The organism is Arthrobacter sp. Ha26 (assembly GCF_059091705.1).
In genome coordinates, this window is sequence record NZ_JBNHGX010000007.1 from 143,765 (window position 1) to 162,609 (window position 18,845).

Annotated in this window: 15 protein-coding genes and 1 riboswitch; of the genes, 12 read left to right on the forward strand and 3 right to left on the reverse strand. The window is 66.3% G+C overall.

Annotated elements, in window-relative coordinates; all coding sequences use genetic code 11:
• The first annotated feature begins 1 nt into the window (after position 1).
• From mutM to ftsY, 3 genes are all read left to right on the forward strand, one after another.
• Positions 2-973, forward strand: a complete 972-nt coding sequence (mutM, locus tag AC5RVY_RS16370) for a bifunctional DNA-formamidopyrimidine glycosylase/DNA-(apurinic or apyrimidinic site) lyase (protein WP_493955755.1) — start codon at positions 2-4, stop codon at positions 971-973.
• Positions 974-1,097: 124 nt separating this feature from the next.
• Complete coding sequence (gene smc / locus AC5RVY_RS16375; protein WP_493955841.1) at positions 1,098-4,685, forward strand: chromosome segregation protein SMC; 3,588 nt, start codon at positions 1,098-1,100, stop codon at positions 4,683-4,685.
• Positions 4,686-4,796: 111 nt separating this feature from the next.
• Positions 4,797-6,002, forward strand: coding sequence for a signal recognition particle-docking protein FtsY (gene ftsY, locus AC5RVY_RS16380; RefSeq protein ID WP_493955756.1), 1,206 nt, complete (start codon positions 4,797-4,799; stop codon positions 6,000-6,002).
• 15 nt (positions 6,003-6,017) lie between these two features.
• Here the strand turns inward: ftsY and AC5RVY_RS16385 are convergent, their stop codons facing one another.
• Positions 6,018-7,259 carry an MFS transporter gene (locus tag AC5RVY_RS16385; RefSeq protein WP_493955757.1) on the reverse strand — a complete coding sequence of 414 codons (1,242 nt, stop codon included), beginning with the start codon at positions 7,257-7,259 and terminating at the stop codon, positions 6,018-6,020.
• 228 nt (positions 7,260-7,487) lie between these two features.
• On the opposite strand from AC5RVY_RS16385, the gene AC5RVY_RS16390 reads away from it, so the two are divergent.
• Together AC5RVY_RS16390 and AC5RVY_RS16395 are read left to right on the forward strand one after the other, a co-directional pair.
• The gene (locus AC5RVY_RS16390) at positions 7,488-8,849 is read left to right on the forward strand and encodes an ammonium transporter (protein WP_493955758.1); all 1,362 of its coding nucleotides are present in this window, start codon (positions 7,488-7,490) and stop codon (positions 8,847-8,849) included.
• Positions 8,846-9,184, forward strand: coding sequence for a P-II family nitrogen regulator (locus AC5RVY_RS16395; RefSeq protein WP_493955759.1), 339 nt, complete (start codon positions 8,846-8,848; stop codon positions 9,182-9,184). The genes AC5RVY_RS16390 and AC5RVY_RS16395 overlap by 4 nt, the downstream gene beginning before the upstream one ends.
• Positions 9,185-9,286: 102 nt before the next feature.
• On the opposite strand, the gene AC5RVY_RS16400 is transcribed toward AC5RVY_RS16395, so the two are convergent.
• On the reverse strand, positions 9,287-10,690 hold the full coding sequence (locus AC5RVY_RS16400; protein ID WP_493955760.1) for a glucose-6-phosphate dehydrogenase: 1,404 nt from the start codon (positions 10,688-10,690) through the stop codon (positions 9,287-9,289).
• A gap of 83 nt (positions 10,691-10,773) precedes the next feature.
• On the opposite strand from AC5RVY_RS16400, the gene ffh reads away from it, so the two are divergent.
• Both ffh and AC5RVY_RS16410 read left to right on the forward strand, forming a co-directional pair.
• Positions 10,774-12,357 carry a signal recognition particle protein gene (ffh, locus tag AC5RVY_RS16405; protein ID WP_493955761.1) on the forward strand — a complete coding sequence of 528 codons (1,584 nt, stop codon included), beginning with the start codon at positions 10,774-10,776 and terminating at the stop codon, positions 12,355-12,357.
• Positions 12,358-12,460: 103 nt separating this feature from the next.
• A complete protein-coding gene (locus tag AC5RVY_RS16410; RefSeq protein WP_493955762.1) occupies positions 12,461-13,195 on the forward strand; it encodes an alpha/beta hydrolase in 735 nt (244 codons plus the stop codon).
• Between the two features lie 19 nt (positions 13,196-13,214).
• Here the strand turns inward: AC5RVY_RS16410 and thiC are convergent, their stop codons facing one another.
• Positions 13,215-15,041: a phosphomethylpyrimidine synthase ThiC gene (thiC, locus tag AC5RVY_RS16415; RefSeq protein WP_493955763.1), complete on the reverse strand. Its 1,827-nt coding sequence runs from the start codon at positions 15,039-15,041 to the stop codon at positions 13,215-13,217.
• A riboswitch (TPP riboswitch) is annotated at positions 15,036-15,143 on the reverse strand. Its footprint overlaps the gene before it by 6 nt.
• An 81-nt stretch (positions 15,144-15,224) precedes the next feature.
• On the opposite strand from thiC, the gene AC5RVY_RS16420 reads away from it, so the two are divergent.
• From AC5RVY_RS16420 to AC5RVY_RS16440, 5 genes are all read left to right on the forward strand, one after another.
• Positions 15,225-16,307, forward strand: coding sequence for an amidohydrolase family protein (locus AC5RVY_RS16420; RefSeq protein ID WP_493955764.1), 1,083 nt, complete (start codon positions 15,225-15,227; stop codon positions 16,305-16,307).
• 103 nt (positions 16,308-16,410) lie between these two features.
• The gene (locus AC5RVY_RS16425) at positions 16,411-17,286 is read left to right on the forward strand and encodes a VOC family protein (protein WP_493955765.1); all 876 of its coding nucleotides are present in this window, start codon (positions 16,411-16,413) and stop codon (positions 17,284-17,286) included.
• 137 nt (positions 17,287-17,423) lie between these two features.
• A complete protein-coding gene (locus AC5RVY_RS16430) occupies positions 17,424-17,864 on the forward strand; it encodes a hypothetical protein (protein WP_493955842.1) in 441 nt (146 codons plus the stop codon).
• A gap of 203 nt (positions 17,865-18,067) precedes the next feature.
• Positions 18,068-18,490, forward strand: a complete 423-nt coding sequence (gene rpsP / locus AC5RVY_RS16435; protein ID WP_104998279.1) for a 30S ribosomal protein S16 — start codon at positions 18,068-18,070, stop codon at positions 18,488-18,490.
• A 1-nt stretch (position 18,491) separates the two neighbouring features.
• Positions 18,492-18,734 carry an RNA-binding protein gene (locus AC5RVY_RS16440; RefSeq protein WP_493955766.1) on the forward strand — a complete coding sequence of 81 codons (243 nt, stop codon included), beginning with the start codon at positions 18,492-18,494 and terminating at the stop codon, positions 18,732-18,734.
• Positions 18,735-18,845 lie beyond the last annotated feature (111 nt).

Below are 18,845 nucleotides of genomic sequence, written 5' to 3' on the forward strand. Positions count from 1 at the left end.
TGTGCCCGAACTTCCCGAGGTTGAGGTGGTCCGCCGCGGCCTGGTGAACTGGGTCCGCGGCCGCACCATTGAACGCGTCGAAGTGCTGGACCCGCGTTCCATCCGCCGCCACGCGCTCGGGGCCGGAGATTTCGTCGGAAACCTTGAAGGCACCACCATCGCCGACGTCGTACGCCGGGGCAAGTTCCTCTGGATGCCGCTGGTGGATGCATCCGCCCGCCCCCAGGATCCGGGCCCTTCCGGAAGCGGGCACCCGACCTTTGCGCTGATGGCGCATCTCGGCATGAGCGGCCAGCTGTTGATGCAGGACGGCCACGTACCGGACGAGAAACACCTTAAAGTGCGCTTCCGCTTGAGTTCCAGGGATGGCACGCCCGAACAATTGCGGTTCGTGGACCAGCGGATCTTCGGCGGCCTGTTTGTCACCTCTTTGGTCCCAACGGACGACGGCGGCCCGGGCGGACTCGCCGAATCGCCCCTTCCGCTCATTGCGGAGGAAGCGGCGCACATCGCCCGGGATCCCTTGGACCCCGCCTTCTCGTTTGACCTCTTCTACCGCCGCCTCCGCAAACGCAAAACGGGACTGAAACGGGCCCTGCTGGACCAGGGCCTGGTGTCCGGCATCGGAAATATCTACGCCGACGAAGCGCTGTGGCGTGCCCGCCTCCACTTCGCCCGGCCCACAGACACCCTCCGCAAGGCCGACGCGGAGAGGCTGCTGGCCTGCGCCCACGACGTCATGCTTGATGCGCTGGCCGCCGGCGGAACCAGCTTCGACTCCCTCTACGTCAACGTCAACGGCGCCTCCGGGTACTTCGACCGGTCCCTCAACGCCTACGGCCGGGAGGGCCAGCCGTGCCAGCGGTGCGCCGCCGCGGGAATCCATGCCCTGATCCGCCGGGACCAGTTCATGAACCGTTCCTCGCACACCTGCCCGGTGTGCCAGCCCCGCCCCCGCAACGGGCGCTGGTAGTCCGCCCGCTGCCCAAGGCACGGATACGCCGCGGACCGCCCGTTAATCCGGGGCAATCCACCATAACGCAGTAGATTTGGTGCAGCGAAGCATCGCCCACCCCATCCAGGAGACCAGAAACGCCTTGCACCTCAAAAGCCTGACAGTCCGGGGGTTCAAGTCATTTGCGTCCGCCACCACTTTCGAGTTCGAACCAGGTGTCACCGCCGTAGTGGGCCCCAACGGCTCCGGCAAATCCAATGTGGTAGATGCCCTGGCCTGGGTGATGGGGGAGCAGGGCGCCAAGACCCTTCGCGGCGGGAAGATGGAGGACGTCATCTTCGCCGGAACATCCGGCCGGGCGCCGCTCGGACGGGCCCATGTCTCGCTGACCATCGACAACACCGACGGTGCCCTGCCCATCGAGTACAGCGAAGTGACCATCTCGCGGACGCTCTTCCGGGCCGGCGGGTCCGAATATGCCATCAACGGTGCAAGCTGCCGCCTGCTGGACATCCAGGAACTGCTGTCCGATTCAGGGCTGGGCCGCGAGATGCACGTGATTGTGGGCCAGGGCCAGCTCGATAGGGTCCTGCATGCCACCCCGGAGGACCGCCGCGGCTTCATCGAGGAAGCAGCAGGCATCCTCAAGCACCGGCGCCGCAAGGAACGGACGGTGCGCAAACTGCAGGCCATGCAGGCCAACCTCCAGCGGCTCACGGACCTCACCGGAGAAATCAGGCGCCAGCTGACCCCGCTGGGAAAACAGGCTGACGTTGCCCGGCGCGCCCAGCGTGTCCAGTTCGACGTCCGCGACGCCCGGGCCAGGCTCCTGGCGGATGACCTTGTCCAGCTGCAGCAAGCCCTGGAGCAGGAAGTGGCAGATGAAGCCGCCCTTAAATCCCGGCGCGCCGCCGTCGAACAGGAACTCGAGGCCGGCCGGCGGCAGCAGGCCGCCCTGGAGCAGCTCGCCGCGGAGGCCACCCCAAAACTCAATGCCGCGCGCGACACCTGGTACCGGCTCACGGCCTCACGTGAACGGCTCCGCTCCCTCGGGTCGCTTGCCCAGGAACGCAGCCGCCTGCTCGGTTCCACCGAGCCGGCCCCGGCGGGACGGGATCCTGAACAGCTGGAGCGCCAGGCCGTCCGGGTCCGTGAGGAGCTCGCCGAACTTGAGCGCCACATCCTTGCCAGGCGGAGCGCCCTGGAATCAGCCAGCGCAGCAAAGGCGGAAGCCGAAGCCGCAGCACTGGCCGAAGACAAACGGCTGACAGCAGTGTTGCGGGCCGCTGCGGACCGCCGCGAAGGGCTGGCGCGGCTGGCGGGGCAGGTTGCCGCAGCCCGGTCACGGGTGGAATCAGCCCAGGCTGAATTAGGAAGGCTCCGGGATTCCCAGGCCGCCGGACTGGAACGGCGCGCCAAGGCACAATCCGAGTTCACGGCACTTGAAAACCAGGTGGCAGGGGTGGAAGAAGGCGAGGAATCCCTGGACGCGGACTATGAGGCCGCCAGCGACGCCCTCGACGCGGTGCTGCAGGAAATCTCCGGGCTCACCGCCGCCGTCAGCGAGGGAATCCGGAAGCGTGATGCCCTCGCAGCGCGGCTGGATGCCCTGAAGCTGGGCCTTACCAGGAAGGACGGGGCCGGGCACGTCCTGCAGGCAGGCGTCGAAGGAGTGCTGGGAAGCCTCGCCGCGGAACTGACGGTGGAGCCGGGCTTTGAAACAGCCATCGCCGCTGCGTTGGGGGAGGCGTCGGAAGCGGTGCTGGTACGGGACGAAGCAGCAGCGGCAGCCGTGGTCCAGGTTCTGAAGGATGACGATGCCGGACGCGCGTCGCTCCTGCTCGCTTCCGTTGATGACGCTTCCGAAGCTGGGGCCCGCCCATCGCTTTCCCTTCCTGAAGGAGCCGTGTGGGCTGCCGGGCTCGTCAAGGATGCCGGACGCTCCGGATCCGCGGTGCGTCACCTGCTGGCGGGCATCGCCGTCGTCGCCGACATTGAGGCAGCGGCCCAGGTGGTGTCGGCCCGGCCAGCGATCACTGCGGTGACCCGTGCGGGGGATGTCTTCACCGCGGTCTCGGCCACTGGCGGGTCAGCCAAGGCGCCGTCGCTTTTGGAAGTCCAGGCGGCAGTGGACGACGCCGAAGGCCAGCTTTCGGCCGTCACCGCCGGACTTGAGCGAAGCAGGTTTGCCCTGGCCGGCGCCGAGGCCCGGCGGTCCGAGGCGCAGGAACGGGCGGACGCTGCCCTGGACCGGCTGCATGAATCAGATGCGCGGCTGGCCGCTGTTGCCGAGCGACTTGGCCACCTGAATTCCGTCCTCCGCAGCGCCGTGGGTGAAAGTGAAAGGCTCGCGGCATCCCTGGCACGGGCCGAACGAAACGTGGCCGCGGAAGAGGAAGCGCTCGCTGCCGTGGCCGCCCGGCTCGCCGCCGCCCAGGAGGCGCCGCTGGAGCAGGAACCCTCCACTGCCCATCGGGATGACCTGGCCGTGGCAGCGGCCACGGCCAGGGCCGCCGAGGTGGAGGCCCGGCTGTCGCTGCGCAGCGCCGAAGAACAACTGGCGGCCACGCAAAACCGGGTTGCGTCCCTGGAGCGCGCCGCGGCCACCGAGCGGCGGGCACGCGAGGAAGCAGCCCAACGCGCACGCCGCCGCCGTGCCCAGGCGAAACGCGCTTCCGCCGTTGCGGCGGCCGTGGAACTGGCCCTGCGGTACATGGATGTCTCGGTGGACCTGGCGCGGCACGAACGCGACCTCGCGGAGGAAAACCGGGAACGGCGGGACCGGGAACTGCTGCAGATCCGGACAGCCAACGACACCTCCGCGCGGGAACTGGCAGAGCTCACGGATACCGTGCACCGCGACGAGCTGGCCCGCGCACAGCAGCTAGCCCGGATCGAAACACTCGAAGGCCGTTCCGTCGACGAACTCGGAATCACACCGGACGCCCTGGTGGCGGACTATGGCCCGGAGGTCCCCGTTCCGGTCCCGGCCGAGGCAAGCGGGGACAAGTGGGCGGCCCTGCGCGCCCCCGTGGATGCCAGCGGAACGGAAATTCTCGAAGGGAAACCCTACGTCCGCGACGAGCAGGAGAAACGGCTCAAGAAAGCGGAACGGGATCTCGCCAGCCTGGGCCGGGTCAACCCCCTGGCACTGGAGGAGTTCGCAGCTCTTGAGGAGCGCCACCAGTTCCTCAGCACCCAACTGGAGGACCTGAAAGCCAGCCGCAAGGACCTGCTGGACATCATCAAGGAAGTGGATGACCGCGTGCAACGGGTCTTCACCGAAGCCTTCGAAGACACGCAGGCGCAGTTCACCAGGGTCTTCGAGCGGCTTTTCCCCGGCGGCGAGGGACGGCTGGTCCTCACCGACCCGGGGGACATGCTGACTACCGGCATCGAAGTGGAAGCCCGGCCTGCGGGGAAGAAGATCAAGCGGCTCTCGCTCCTGTCCGGCGGTGAGCGCTCGCTGACGGCCGTCGCCCTGCTCGTGGCCATCTTCAAGGCCCGCCCCTCGCCCTTCTACGTCATGGACGAGGTCGAGGCCGCCCTGGATGACACCAACCTGGGCCGGCTGATCACCATCTTCGAGGAGCTCCGGGAGTCCAGCCAGCTCATTGTCATCACGCACCAGAAGCGGACCATGGAAGTGGCGGACGCTCTCTACGGCGTGACCATGAGGGGCGACGGCGTCTCCACAGTCATCAGCCAGCGCCTCGGCGCAGACGTTTAGGCTGTCCGGGCGACCGGTGAAGGAGGGGCACCGGCGTTGGCACCGGCAGCGGCAGGGCAGGAGCCCGTTTGGCGTCAATGACGGGCCAACCGTGTGTGAGAAGCTAGGGGAGTGAATGACATCCTCCCCATAATTTTGTCCATTGTTGCTGCCTTGGCGGTTATTGGCGGACTGATTCCGGTCCTGCTCAAGACGCGGAAAAACATCAACCAGTACCCGGGCACCCGGGACGCCAACGATCCCGTACTTCCCCGCAGCGGCAGCACCGCCGTCGAGGACAGGCCGGACACCGCGGCCGGGACAGCCGCGGGCAGCGCGGACCTCAAAGAACGGGACACCACCACCGTTCCGGACGATGCGGCGGGGCTGGAAGTTATCCCGGTGGAGACGCCGCTGCCCGTGGCAGGCCGGCTCATCCGCCTTCGCGAACGGCTGGTCCGCTCCAACAACATCATGGGCAAGGGGCTGTTGGCCCTGCTTTCCAGCGACAGGATCGATGAAAACGTCTGGGATGAAGTTGAGGAAACCCTCCTCCTTGCCGACCTTGGCACCGAACCCACCATGCAGCTCGTTGACGCCCTGCGGGAGCGTGTCAAGGTACTGGGCACCCGCACCCCCGAGCAGGTCAAGGCGCTGCTCCGGGAGGAACTCATCAAGCTGGTTGATCCCACCATGGACCGTACCCTCAACATGCAGCGCCATGCCGACAAACCTGCCGTCATGATGGTGGTCGGGGTGAACGGCGTAGGCAAGACCACCACGGTGGGCAAGCTCGCCCGCGTGCTGGTGGCGGAGGATAAGGATGTCCTCCTTGGTGCTGCCGACACGTTCCGCGCCGCCGCGGCCGAGCAGCTGGCCACCTGGGGCCAGCGCGTGGGGGTTCCCACCGTCAAATCGGATATCGACGGCGCCGACCCCGCCTCGGTTGCCTATGAGGCAGTCAAGGCCGGCATCGACCAGGAGGTCGACGTCGTCATGATTGACACCGCCGGCCGGCTCCAGAACAAGGTTGGCCTCATGGACGAACTCGGGAAGGTCAAGCGCGTTGTGGAAAAGCTGGCCGAAGTGGACGAGGTCCTCCTGGTCCTCGACGCCACCACCGGCCAGAACGGGCTCAATCAGGCACGTGTGTTCGCCGAAGTGGTCAACATCACCGGCATCGTCCTGACGAAGCTGGACGGCACGGCCAAGGGCGGCATCGTCGTCGCCATCCAGAAGAGCCTGGGCGTTCCGGTCAAGCTCATCGGGCTGGGCGAAGGCGCCGATGACCTCGCACCCTTCGAGGCTGAAGGGTTCGTGGACGCCCTCCTGAACTAGCCCAGGCGGAGACCCTCAGGCCCCAGTGGGCTTGAGGGTCTCCCTGGTACCCAGCCAGGCGCAGGCAGCAACCAGCATGATCCCGCCGGTCACTCCAAAAGCCCAGCCGTAGCCCAGCCGGTCCGCGAGCATACCGGCCGCCACAGGCCCAACGATTGCACCGACGTCGGACACCATCTGGTACACCGCCAACACCTTGCCCCCTGAGCGCCCGTTGCCGATCACGTCTGCGACGGCAGCCTGCTGCGCGGGCCCGGACAGTCCGGAGCCGACGCCGGCCACTGCCGAGGCGGCAAGGAACCATACGAGCTGGTCCGCGAAGCCGATCGCAGCAGTAGCCGCGCCCGCCACCAACAGCCCCGCAATCATCATCGGCCTGCGCCCCATGCTGTCCGCGAGGCGGCCGGAGAAGGTCAGCGCAGCCGCGTTTCCCGCGGCGAAGACGGCCAGCGCCAGCCCTGCCGCCTCGGGCCCGGCGCCGAAAAAGGCTGCCGCCAACAGGGGAAGGGTAGCCATCCGCACCCCGAACGTTGCCCACCCGTTCGCGAAACTGGACACCAGCGCAGCGCGGTAGGCCCTTGTTGCCAGCGCCTCCCCAAAGGTCATTTCCGGTGCCCGTTGCTGTGCCTCCGCTGACCCCCGCCGCTGGTGGCTCAGCTGCGTCTGGACCACCAGCGCGGCCACAATCAGTGCGGCCGCATACGCCAGGAACGGTATCCGCAGGCCGAAGCCCGCCAGCAGCCCGCCCACAATCGGACCGCACACGTTGCCCACAAGGAACGCTGACGCGTACGCCCCGGAAACACGGCCACGGCTTTCCGGCGGCGCCAGCCGGATCACCAGGGCCATCGACGCCACTGTAAACATCACCGAGCCGGCACCGCCCAGCCCACGGAAGAGCAGCAACTGCCAGTAGTCCTGGGCGAAGGCGCAGGCCGCCGTGGACAGGGCAACGATCAGCAGCCCGGCGACGTAAACGGGCCGTTCCCCCACCTTGCCGATCAGGCTCCCGCCCGCGGGGGCAAACACGAGCCGCATAAACGCGAAAATGGCAACAATCACGGACGCCTCGGTGTTGCCCACGCCAAATGTCGTGGCGAACTGCGGCAATACGGGCGCAACAAGGCCGAATCCAAGGGCGATCAGGAACGCTGCAACAAGCATCACCTTGATGTCGCGTGGAAGCGGGTCCCGCTGGGGCCGAAGCCGGGCCAGGATCCTTGAAGCGGCGCCGCTTCCGCGGGGTGAAGCGGTCATGGTGGGCAAATCCTTGCAGTCTGGAGGGCCGGGTGCCGGCGGGAATGCTGAAACACAACCGTAACAAGCGCGATATGCACCATTTACTTCCTAGAGGTTGTTGTAACAGGCCGGACATCTAAATCCTCCGTGGGCGAAACACGCCGACGACACACTCGTTACAGGACGCAAAAAGGCGTTGGCAGGCGGAGGACTCTCCGCAAGATTCGATGAGAGAGGACGTGCACCATGGAACTTACCGCAGGTCACGTTTGGATCATGGTGGCGGCAGCCCTTGTGCTGTTCATGACACCTGGTCTGGCATTTTTCTATGGCGGCATGACCCGTGCCAAGGCTGCGCTGAACATGATGATGATGAGCTTCATCTCCATCGGCATGGTCGGCGTTGTCTGGGTTCTCTGGGGAGCATCCATGAGCTCCGGCGAAGGTTTCCTGCAGATTGTAGGCAACCCCTTCGCCACGTTTGGCCTCGAGGGGATCGACACCCCTGACGGCCTGATCAAAGTTGGCTACGCGGCTACCTTTGCCATCATCACCGTTGCACTGATCAGCGGCGCCATCGCCGACCGCGCCAAGTTCGGCGCCTGGACCGTGTTCGTTCCCGTCTGGGTCACCCTGGTTTACTGCCCCCTGGCGTATATGGTGTGGGGCGGCGGACTGTTCGGCCCCGAGGGCGCAGTGGGACAGGCACTCGGACCCGCCATCGACTTCGCCGGCGGCACCGTGGTCCACATCAACGCGGGCGTCGCGGCCCTGGTGCTGGTCCTCATCATCGGCAACCGCAAGGGCTTCGGCAAGGACCCGAACCACCGCCCGCACAACATCCCGTTCGTGATGCTTGGCGCAGCCATCCTCTGGTTCGGCTGGTTCGGCTTCAACGGCGGTGCCGCCACCACGGCTGAGCAGGGCGGTCTGATCTGGATCAACACCCTCGCAGCTCCCGCGGCAGCCATGCTCGGCTGGCTGGTCACCGAACGTGTCCGTGACGGCCACCCGACCTCCCTGGGCGCAGCCTCAGGCGTCGTCGCCGGCCTCGTGGCAATCACCCCCGCCTGCGCCAACGTCAGCCCGGTCGGTGCCCTCGGCCTCGGCGTCGTGGCCGGCGTGGCCTCCGCCCTTGCCGTGGGACTGAAGTTCCGCTGGGGCTTCGATGACTCGCTGGACGTCGTCGGCGTCCACCTCGTCTCCGGCATCATCGGCACCGTTGCCCTGGGCTTCATCGCACTGCCCACCGACGGCGTGGGCGGCGGCCTGTTCTACGGCGGCGGCCTGACCCAGCTGTGGGCACAGCTCGCAGCAGCAGGAATCGCCATCGCCTACTCCGCCATCCTGACCGCCATCATTGCCCTGGCCATCCACAAGACCATGGGCTTCCGGGTCTCGCAGGAACAGGAAACGGTGGGTGTGGACCTCAGCCTGCACGCCGAGACCGCCTACGAGTTCGGCGTCGGCGGACACGGCGGAAGCTTCCAGCCGCTGCACGACATGATCACGGGCAAAACCCAGCAGGAAGGCGCGCACGCTGCCGAAGCAACGGCTGCCGCGCCGAAGAAGGATTCAGCAACAGGCAAGGAAAGCGTGGGGGCATGAAACTGATTACCGCAATCGTCAGGCCGGAAAAGCTCGAAGAAATCCGGGAAGGACTGGAAGCCTACGGCGTACAGGGCCTGACGGTCAGCGCGGCCAGCGGCTACGGGCGGCAGCGCGGCTACACCGAGGTCTACCGCGGAGCCGAGTACAACGTGGACCTGCTGCCGAAAATCAGGGTAGAAGTCCTGGCCACCGACGAGCAGGCCGATGACATCCTGGACGTCATCATCGCCAGTTCAAACACCGGCCGGGCCGGTGACGGCAAGGTCTGGACCGTGGACGTCTTCGAAGCCGTCCGGGTCCGTACCGGGGAACGCGGAGTCGCCGCGATCTAGGCGGTCGCACTCCGGAACGGCAGGCCAACAGCTCAAAAGGGCGGGCAGGAACCGAAAGGTTCCTGCCCGCTCCTTTGTTGCGCCTGTGCTTTGCAGCTGTGGCTACTCTGCCCGGGCGGTACTGGCCCATCCCGCCGGACCGGCCGATCCGGCGTCGTACTCTTCCATTGGAACACTGTCCTGCTGCCACGCCTTCAGCACCGGCTCAACGATCCGCCAGCATTCCTCTGCAGTGTCACCCCTGACAGAGAGCAGCGGATCGCCGGCCAGCACGCCCTCAAGGACTTCACCATAGGGCAGGAGCTCGGAGGCGCTCAGTTCCGCCTCCAGGGTGATCCGGGACAGACTGAGGATTTCACCAGGCCCGTTCACATCGACGTCGAACTCCAGGGTGTCGGGCCCGAAGCCGATCCTGAGCTGGTTCGGCGAATCCACGCCGGTGAAGCCGGTGGGAAGGTGGGGGACCGGCCGGAACGTGACCACGGCCTCCTTGCGTTTCACACCAATAGCCTTCCCTGAACGCAGGATGAACGGCACACCCTTCCAGCGCCAGTTGTCGATTCCCACCTGGATCCGGGCCAGGGTTTCGGTCCCGCGGGACGCGTCCACGCCCTCTTCCTTGACGTAGTCCGGGACATCCTTGCCGCCTACCGTGCCGGCCGTGTAGCGCGCCCTGCCTGTGGACTCCGCGTAAGGGGCGTTGACCCTCGCTGCGCGCAGGACCGCGGAAATGGCGTCGCGCAGGTCCCGCTCACCGATGGTGGACGGCGGCTCCATCGCCATCAGGGCCATGATCTGCAGGAGATGGCTCTGGATCATGTCACGGAGGGCGCCCGCACCGTCGTAGTAGCGGGCCCGCCCCTCCAGCGCGAGGTCTTCGTCGAAAATAATCTCCACTTTTTCCACATGATGCCGGTTCCACACTGGCTCCAGGAAATTGTTGGCGAACCGCAGGCCCAGGATGTTCAGTACGGTGGCCTTGCCCAGGAAATGGTCCACCCGGTGGATGTGGTCCTCCGGCACCAGGCGCCCCAGGGTCCCGTTCAGGGAACGGGCCGATTCCTCGCTGGAGCCGAAGGGCTTTTCCATCACCAGCCGGGTGCCGGCCGGAACCTGTTCGGGACGGAGGGTTTCACAAGCCAGCTGGCTGATCCGGGGCGGCAGCGCGAAATAGACGGCAGTGGGGCCCTCCAGTGTGGCGAGCAGCGAGGCCAGGGCACCATCCGCCGTGACATCCAGCTGGTGGTAGACCGTTTCCTTTTCCAGGTCCGCCAAGGCAGTTCGTCCCGCGGGGTCCGCGGACTCCGCCGACGTCGCAAAGGACTCGTGCACCCTGTCCCGCCATTGCTCCGGTGTCCAGGGATCCGAGCCGGCCCCCACCAGCCGCAGCCCTGCCGCCCGGCCCGTGGCCGCGAGGCGCGCGAGGCCCGGCAGGAGCAGCCGGCCGGTTAGGTCTCCGGAAGCGCCGAGGATGAGCAGGGTTTTTACAGTTGTTTGGCTCGTCATTTCGCCAGCATGCCACCTTGCGGGCCGGCTTGGTACCCTAGATAGTCGAGTCCCGATCATCCACCGAAAGAAGTGCACGGCACGTGTTCAATTCACTCTCTGACCGGTTGACAGCAACCTTCAAGAATCTCCGCGGCAAGGGCCGCCTTACTGAGGCCGATGTTGATGCCACAGTGCGGGAGATCCGCCGCGCCCTCCTGGACGCGGACGTTGCCGTTCCCGTAGTCCGTGAATTCACCAGCCGGGTGCGGGAACGCGCCTTGGGCGCCGAGGTTTCGGGTGCACTGAACCCGAGCCAGCAGATCGTCAAGATCGTCAACGAGGAACTGGTGGAGATCCTGGGCGGGGAAACCCGCCGGATCCGCCTGGCCAAGAACGGTCCCACCGTCATCATGCTCGCCGGTCTCCAGGGCGCCGGTAAGACCACCCTCGCCGGCAAGCTGTCCAAGTGGCTGAAGTCCCAGGGCCACAGCCCCATGCTCGTCGCCTGCGACCTGCAGCGCCCCAACGCCGTTACCCAGCTCCAGGTAGTGGGCGAGCGGGCCAAGGTGCCCGTCTTCGCACCCCACCCGGGCGCCACGTCCTCCGAGCTGGAGCACCCGGCCGGTGACCCGGTGGAGGTTGCCCGCGCCGGCGTCGAGGAAGCACGCCAGAAGCTTCACGACGTCGTCATCGTGGACACCGCAGGCCGCCTCGGCGTCGACGCCGACATGATGGAGCAGGCACGCCAGATCCGCCGCGCCATCGTGCCCAACGAAGTCCTGTTCGTTATCGACTCGATGATCGGCCAGGACGCCGTGAACACGGCGCTCGCCTTCGATGAGGGCGTCAACTTCACCGGCATCGTGCTGTCCAAGCTCGACGGCGACGCCCGCGGCGGTGCCGCGCTTTCCGTCGCGTCGGTGACCGGCAAGCCCGTGATGTTTGCGTCCACCGGCGAAGGCCTGGACGACTTCGAACTCTTCCACCCGGACCGCATGGCTTCCCGCATCCTGGACATGGGCGACGTCCTGACGCTCATCGAGCAGGCCGAGAAGTCCTGGGACAAGGACGAAGCTGCCCGGATGGCGAAGAAGTTCGCCGACCAGGAAGACTTCACCCTCGAGGACTTCCTGGCGCAGATGCAGCAGATCCGCAACATGGGCTCCATGAAGAAGATGCTCATGATGATGCCCGGCGCGCAGAACATCCGCCAGCAGCTCGAGCAGTTCGACGAGCGGGAAATCGACCGCGTCGAAGCCATCGTCCGGTCCATGACGCCGCATGAGCGCCTTGCCCCTAAGATCATCAACGGTTCACGCCGTGCCCGCATCGCCCGCGGCTCCGGCGTGCACGTTTCCGAGGTGAACGGCCTGCTGGAGCGTTTTGCCCAGGCCCAGAAGATGATGAAGAAGATGGCCCAGGGCGGGATGCCCGGCATCCCTGGAATGCCGGGAATGCCCGGCGCCGGCGGCGGTGCCCGGAAGAACGCGAAGAACGCGCCCAAGAAGAAGGCCAAGTCCGGCAACCCGGCCAAGGCTGCCCAGGAGCGCAAGGAGGCCGAAGCCCGCCGCGCGAACGCCGCCAAGGCGCTCCCCACCGGTGCCGCGTTCGGCCAGCAGCCGGGCGATTTCGATCCCTCGCAGCTGAACCTGCCCAAGGGCTTCGACAAGTTCCTGGGCAAGTAGGAACAGGTTCCAACCGAGTAGCGCCAAGTGTCGTTTTGACCGCTCAAAACGACACTTGGCGCTACTCACTTAAGTTGTCGGTGCCGTGGAATAGGGTTGGGTCATGTTCAAGCAGAGGGTAGTGTTCGTGCACGGCGCCGGCAGCTTCGGCTCCGCCGCCTGGCCCCGGCAGCATGGCATGGCACTGTCCTACGACGCACTGTTCCTCCGCCGCCACGGCTATGACCCGGTGGCTGAGCCGGTTGAATCCTCGTTCGAGGAGGACTCCAGGATTGTGCTGCGGTCGCTGGCCGACGACGGCCGGGGCGCCGCCGGAGGGCATGTCGTGGCACATTCCCAAGGCGCCATCGCAGCCATGCTGGCCGCCGTGGAACGCCCGGACCTGGTCTTTTCCCTGACGCTGGTGGAACCGGCCTGCTTGTCGCTGACCGCCGAACTTCCGGCCACAGCGGCCCACATCGGCCTCATGCAGCCGCTGTTCGAGGCCCGGCACCAGATGAGCGACCAGGATTTCCAGCGCGAGTTCGTCCGGCGCGTCTACGCCACCGACCTGCAGCAGCCCGCCACCGCCGAGGAGAAACGTTCCGCCAGGCGGCTCCGGCTGCAGGCCCCCGCTTGGGAAGCCCCGCTGCACATCGTTCCCGGCGTGCCCACCCTGGTCCTCACCGGGGGATGGGAGCCGCTCTACGAGGAGATTGCCGGGTACCTGCGGGAGACCGGCGCCCTGCACCGCACTGCGGCGGGAGGGCACCGGCCCCATGACTCGGTGGAGGGGGACCGGATGATCCGATCGTTCATCCGGGACGTGAGCCGGGTGCAGTCCGCCCGGGCTTCCTGATGTCCTGGCTACTTGTGCCCTAGCCTCCGGCGGGGACGCTCAGCTCCGGCAGGTACACCTTGCCGCCGGCCGCCAGGAATTCCTCGCTTTTCCCCCGCATGCCCTCGGCAGCATCGGCCAGTGCCGCCTGCGAGGCAGCGGACCCATATTCGTCCCGGATATCCTGGCTGATCCGCATAGAGCAGAACTTGGGGCCGCACATGGAACAGAAATGGGCAGTCTTGGCAGGTTCTGCAGGCAACGTCTCGTCATGGAAGGCCTCGGCCGTCACCGGGTCAAGCGACAACGCGAACTGGTCGCGCCAACGGAACTCGAACCGCGCCTTGGACAGGGCATCATCGCGTTCATGCGCACCGGGGTGGCCCTTGGCGAGGTCTGCCGCGTGGGCTGCGATCTTGTAGGTGATCACTCCGGTCTTGACGTCGTCCTTGTTGGGCAGGCCCAGGTGCTCCTTAGGAGTGACGTAGCACAGCATGGCGGTGCCGTAGCGGGCAATCTCCGTGGCACCGATGGCCGAGGTGATGTGGTCGTAGCCGGGCGCCACATCAGTGACCAGGGGCCCCAGGGTGTAGAACGGCGCGCCCTTGCACAGCTCCTGCTGGCGTTCCACGTTCTCCCTCACCAGGTGGAACGGGATATGGCCGGGACCCTCCACCATCACCTGCACGTCGTACTCCCAGGCGCGCTGCGTGAGCTCAGCCAGCGTATCCAGTTCGGCGAACTGGGCGGCATCATTGGCGTCCGCCGTAGCCCCCGGCCGCAGTCCGTCACCCAGCGAAAACGCGACGTCGTACTGCGCGAAGATTTCGCAGAGCTCGTCAAAGTGGGTGTAGAGGAAGTTCTCCTGGTGATGCGCCAGGCACCAGCCGGCCATGATCGAGCCCCCGCGGGACACAATGCCCGTTACGCGGTCCGCCGTCAGGGGAACATACCGGAGCAGGACACCGGCATGGATGGTCATATAGTCCACGCCCTGTTCGCACTGCTCAATAACGGTGTCGCGGAAAATCTCCCAGGTGAGCGCGTTCGCCTCCCCCTTGACCTTCTCAAGGGCCTGGTAGATGGGGACGGTGCCGATCGGAACCGGAGAGTTGCGGATGATCCATTCCCTCGTGGTGTGGATGTCATCGCCGGTGGAAAGGTCCATCACGGTGTCCGCGCCCCACTGGGTGGCCCACTGCAGCTTGTCCACCTCCTCGGCGATCGAACTGGTGACCGCCGAGTTTCCGATGTTCGCATTGATCTTCACCAGGAACGCCTTGCCGATGATCATCGGCTCGGACTCCGGGTGGTTGATGTTGGTGGGAATGATGGCCCGGCCGGCAGCCACTTCACTGCGGACCAGCTCCACGTCACAGTTCTCCCGCAATGCCACGAACCGCATCTCCGGGGTGATAATGCCCTGCCGGGCATAGTGCATTTGCGTCACGGTTTTGCCGCCGACGGCGCGGCGGGGCACCGGCCGGGCGCCCTTCCACTCTGCGCTGGCCGCCCCGCGGCGGACGGCCGAGCGCCCGTCGTCGAGCAGGTTCCGCCCGCGGCCCCCGTAGGTTTCCGTGTCTCCCCGGGCTTCGATCCACTCCGCGCGGAACGGGGTGAGGCCGCGGACGGGATCACTGCCCGGACCGGCGGTGCGGTAGACCCGGAACGGCCCGTTCGGCTGGCCGTTCGGTGAATCCGCTAGCTCGATTTCCGTGACCGGCACCCGGATCCCGGCCGCTTCGTCCTGGACGAACGCCAAGGAATGGGACTTCAGCGACTGTGTGACCGGAGGCTGGTCCTGGCCACCCGCGGTTGCGCCGGACGGATTTTGGGCAGGGTTAAACTGTGCATTTGGTGTACTCAAGGAATACTCACTTCCTTCGCCGGCATTACCCGGACAGGTTCAACGGTCGCAGGCTGCATCAGCCCGATCTCAGCCCCTGCAAGGGCACCCGTGTGGTCACCAAGAAGCTACCACAGCTGTTTCGGAAGGGCCGTGTCACATGCGGTGGTGCTAGCCTGTCCGGGCGGGAAGAGAGGCACATCCATGGCAGAGATCATCCAGTTCAACGGTCCGGTCCTCACCGGGCCGGACACGGAGGAACGCGGGCTGTGGTCCGTTGACGGCAGGCTTACGTTCCGGCGGCCGGAGGCGGAGCCGGACCGGTTCCTGGACGGCTGGGTACTGCCCGGGTTTGCAGACGCGCACTGCCACATCGGCCTGGGCCCGGGAGGCGCGGTGGACGAAGCGACGGCGGAAGAACAGGCAAGAACCGACCTTGACGCCGGCACACTGCTGGTCCGGGACGCGGGTTCTCCCGCAGACACCCGCTTCCTCCAGCGCAGCCGCGAAGCCCCGGTGCTGATCAGGGCCGGCAGGCATGTCGCCAGGAGCCGCCGGTACCTTCGCGGCTTTGCGGAGGAAGTGGAACCTGAGGGGCTGGTTGAGGCCGTCCGGAAGCAGGCACGTGACGGCGACGGCTGGGTCAAGCTCGTGGGGGACTGGATAGACCGCGACGCCGGTGACCTGGCGCCGTCGTTTCCCGCCGCCGTTGTCAGGGACGCCGTCCAGGCAGTGCACGACGAAGGCGCGCGGATCACCGCGCACTGCTTTGCCGAGGAAACACTGGACCAGATGCTGGACGCGGACATCGACTGCATCGAACACGCCACCGGACTGCTGCCGCGGCACCTTCCGCGGTTCGCCGAGCAAGGCGTTCCCATTGTGCCCACCCTCATCAACATCGCCACGTTCCCGGACATCGCCGTGCAGGCGGAGCCTAAGTTCCCCCGGTACGCGGCCCATATGCGCGCCCTGTGGGAACGGCGCGCGGAGCGGGTGCTGGAGGCCTTCGACGCCGGAGTGAAGATTTACGCCGGCACGGATGCCGGCAGCGTCATCCGCCACGGGCGGATCGGTGATGAAATCCTGGCCCTCCACCACGCCGGCCTGCCTGTGGCCGCCGCCCTCGACGCCGCGTGCTGGGGCGCCCGGAAGTGGCTGGGTGCTGACGCGATCGAGGAAGGTGCCCGGGCCGACGTCGTCCTGTGCCGGGAGGACCCGCGCCAGGTTCTGGAAACGGTGCAGGAGCCGGCCCGCGTAGTGCTGGGAGGGCACGTGGTGCGCTGACGCAGGCGAAGTCCCGGAACCACTTGGAATAAATTGAAGCTTCAAGTAATTTTAATAGTGACAGGCCCACCAACCCGACGGGCCACACCACCGGGAGTTTTCAATGACTGCAGAAGCCGCCACCCAGGATCTTCTTCCTGCCGACCTCGCCATGGGCACCGTGATGCTCAAGGTGGGTGACATGAAGGTCATGACCGATTACTACCAGCGCGCCCTTGGGCTTGACGTTATTGCCGAGCAGGACGGCGGCCTCTACCTCGGCCGGCTGCAGAAGCCGCTGGTGCACCTTGCCCCCGCTCCGGGCCTGAACCTCCCCGGCAGGGGAGAGGCAGGCCTCTTCCACACGGCGCTGCTGTTTGAAAACCAGGCCGACCTCGCCGCCACCATCGCCACCGCGGCACAGTTCGAACCGCGCTCTTTCACGGGCAGCGCCGACCACCTTGTCAGCGAGGCCTTCTACTTCAATGATCCCGAAGGCAACGGCATTGAGCTGTACTGGGACCGTCCCCGGAGCAACTGGTCCTGGAACGGCACGGACGTGGTGATGGACAGCCTGGCCCTGCCGCCGCAGCGTTACCTGGAGCAGCACCTCACCGAGGAATCCTTGGAACACCAGCGCGGAACAGTGGCAGGAGTAGGCCATGTCCACCTCCAGGTGGGCGACGTCCAGTTGGCCCGTGACTTCTACGTGGGCATCCTTGGCTTCGAAAAGACTGCCGGCTGGCACGGCCAGGCCCTCTTTGTCTCCGCAGGCCGCTACCACCACCACATGGCCATGAACGTCTGGAACAGCCGCGGTGCCGGCCCCCGCAAGGATACGTTGGGCCTTGGCGAGGTATTGATCGAGGTTCCGTCCGGGGACGACGTCGGCGCGCTCGCTGACCGGCTGAAGGTCGCAGGGGTGCCTGCCCACCACACCGGTGCTGAACTGCGGTTCGAGGATCCGTGGCGGAACAACATCCGGGTCGCGGTCCGCTGAGGCTCCAATGGCCTCGCCGGGCACCCGTTGCCGCCGGGTGCGGACTGCCCCGTGTACTAGGCTGAAGCCCAACGGCCGGGGCGGCAGGCGCCGCTTGCTTCAGAGGCCGTACCGTCAACGGAATGAGGGTAATTCCCATGGGCTTCACCGAGATTTTTGTCGCTGACCATGCCGGTGCGCTGAAGCGCGCCGGCGTGCTGGACCAGGGCGGCAGCCAGCCGGCGCCGCAGGCCGTGCGGATCCCGGACATCAGCGACTTCGAAGTTGAGCAGCTCGGTGAGCTGGCGGGCAGTGCTGTGCACGCCGGCGGAGCGGATTATGAGCTAACCATGGTGGACGTGGCCAGTGACTCACTCCTGGCCGTACCACCTGCCATGGTCCGCGCGCTCGCCGACCTGCTGACCTATGAGGTTGAAGGGGAAGGCGATGTCCTCGAGGACGTCGCTGAGCAGTGGGCGGCCCAGGAGGACATGCCGTTCGATGCAGCACAGGCCCTGGCGTATGTCCGCCAGTTGGCAGAACTTGCCGGCGGAATCGACGACTCAGAACGCAGCGGCCTCTACGTCTGGTCTTCGTAAGCTTCCCGACTGCGGTCCCGGCGCCGGGGGCAGGGCGCCAAGTCGAAATTCGGGCGCTCTTCTGGCACAATAAACAGGTACTCGATCTGCGTGGCCCCTCTCTCCGCGTCCGGATCCTGTCCTTCGAGCCCGCAAGTACGGCCCGCCCCACGGGTGCAGAACGCCGGGTTCACCCCCTTTCTGAAACAGGAGTGACCACAAAAGTGGCCGTAAAGATTCGCCTTAAGCGCTTTGGCAAAATGCGCGCACCGTACTACCGCATCGTCGTCGCAGACTCACGCACCAAGCGTGACGGCCGCGCCATCGAGGAAATCGGCAAGTACCACCCCACCGAAGAGCCCTCATACATCGAGGTCAACTCCGAGCGTGCCCAGTACTGGCTGTCCGTCGGCGCCCAGCCGTCCGAGCAGGTTGCCGCGATCCTGAAGATCACCGGTGACTGGCAGAAGTTCAAGGGCCTGCCGGGCCAGGAAGGCACCCTGAAGACCAAGTCTGAGAAGGCTGCCTTCGTTGCCCCGGAAAAGGGTTCTGTGATCATCCCGGAAGCCATCACCAAGAAGGCATCCAAGTCTGACGCTGCCGAGGCACCGGCCGAAGCCGAAGCAGAGACCACCGAGGCTGAGTAAATTGCTGGCAGAAGCGCTGGAACACCTGGTCCGGGGAATCGTTGATTCCCCGGACGACGTCAAGGTCAGCTCCAAGAGCAACCGCCGCGGGGACACCCTCGAGGTGCGCGTTCACCAGGACGATCTTGGACGGGTGATCGGCCGCCAGGGCCGCACGGCACGCGCACTGCGCACCGTCGTGGCAGCCCTGGCCAACGGTGAGCCGGTAAGGGTCGACGTCGTCGACACGGACCGCCGCCGCTGAGCGCTCGGCAACATCAGCTTTGCTCCGGCCCCTCCACCCATGGTGGAGGGGCCGGAGTGCTTTCACCGGGACACCCGGGACCACACGGAACAGACACATCGGAAAACAGAG

What these genes read in the sequence shown, in the direction of transcription:
- AC5RVY_RS16385 (WP_493955757.1), bottom strand. Translation starts at nt 7,259, where the DNA reads ATGACCGCTTCACCCCGCGGAAGCGGCGCCGCTTCAAGGATCCTGGCC.
- AC5RVY_RS16420 (WP_493955764.1), top strand. Translation starts at nt 15,225, where the DNA reads ATGGCAGAGATCATCCAGTTCAACGGTCCGGTCCTCACCGGGCCGGAC.
- AC5RVY_RS16400 (WP_493955760.1), bottom strand. Translation starts at nt 10,690, where the DNA reads ATGACGAGCCAAACAACTGTAAAAACCCTGCTCATCCTCGGCGCTTCC.
- AC5RVY_RS16395 (WP_493955759.1), top strand. Translation starts at nt 8,846, where the DNA reads ATGAAACTGATTACCGCAATCGTCAGGCCGGAAAAGCTCGAAGAAATC.
- AC5RVY_RS16425 (WP_493955765.1), top strand. Translation starts at nt 16,411, where the DNA reads ATGACTGCAGAAGCCGCCACCCAGGATCTTCTTCCTGCCGACCTCGCC.
- AC5RVY_RS16410 (WP_493955762.1), top strand. Translation starts at nt 12,461, where the DNA reads ATGTTCAAGCAGAGGGTAGTGTTCGTGCACGGCGCCGGCAGCTTCGGC.
- AC5RVY_RS16390 (WP_493955758.1), top strand. Translation starts at nt 7,488, where the DNA reads ATGGAACTTACCGCAGGTCACGTTTGGATCATGGTGGCGGCAGCCCTT.
- AC5RVY_RS16430 (WP_493955842.1), top strand. Translation starts at nt 17,424, where the DNA reads ATGGGCTTCACCGAGATTTTTGTCGCTGACCATGCCGGTGCGCTGAAG.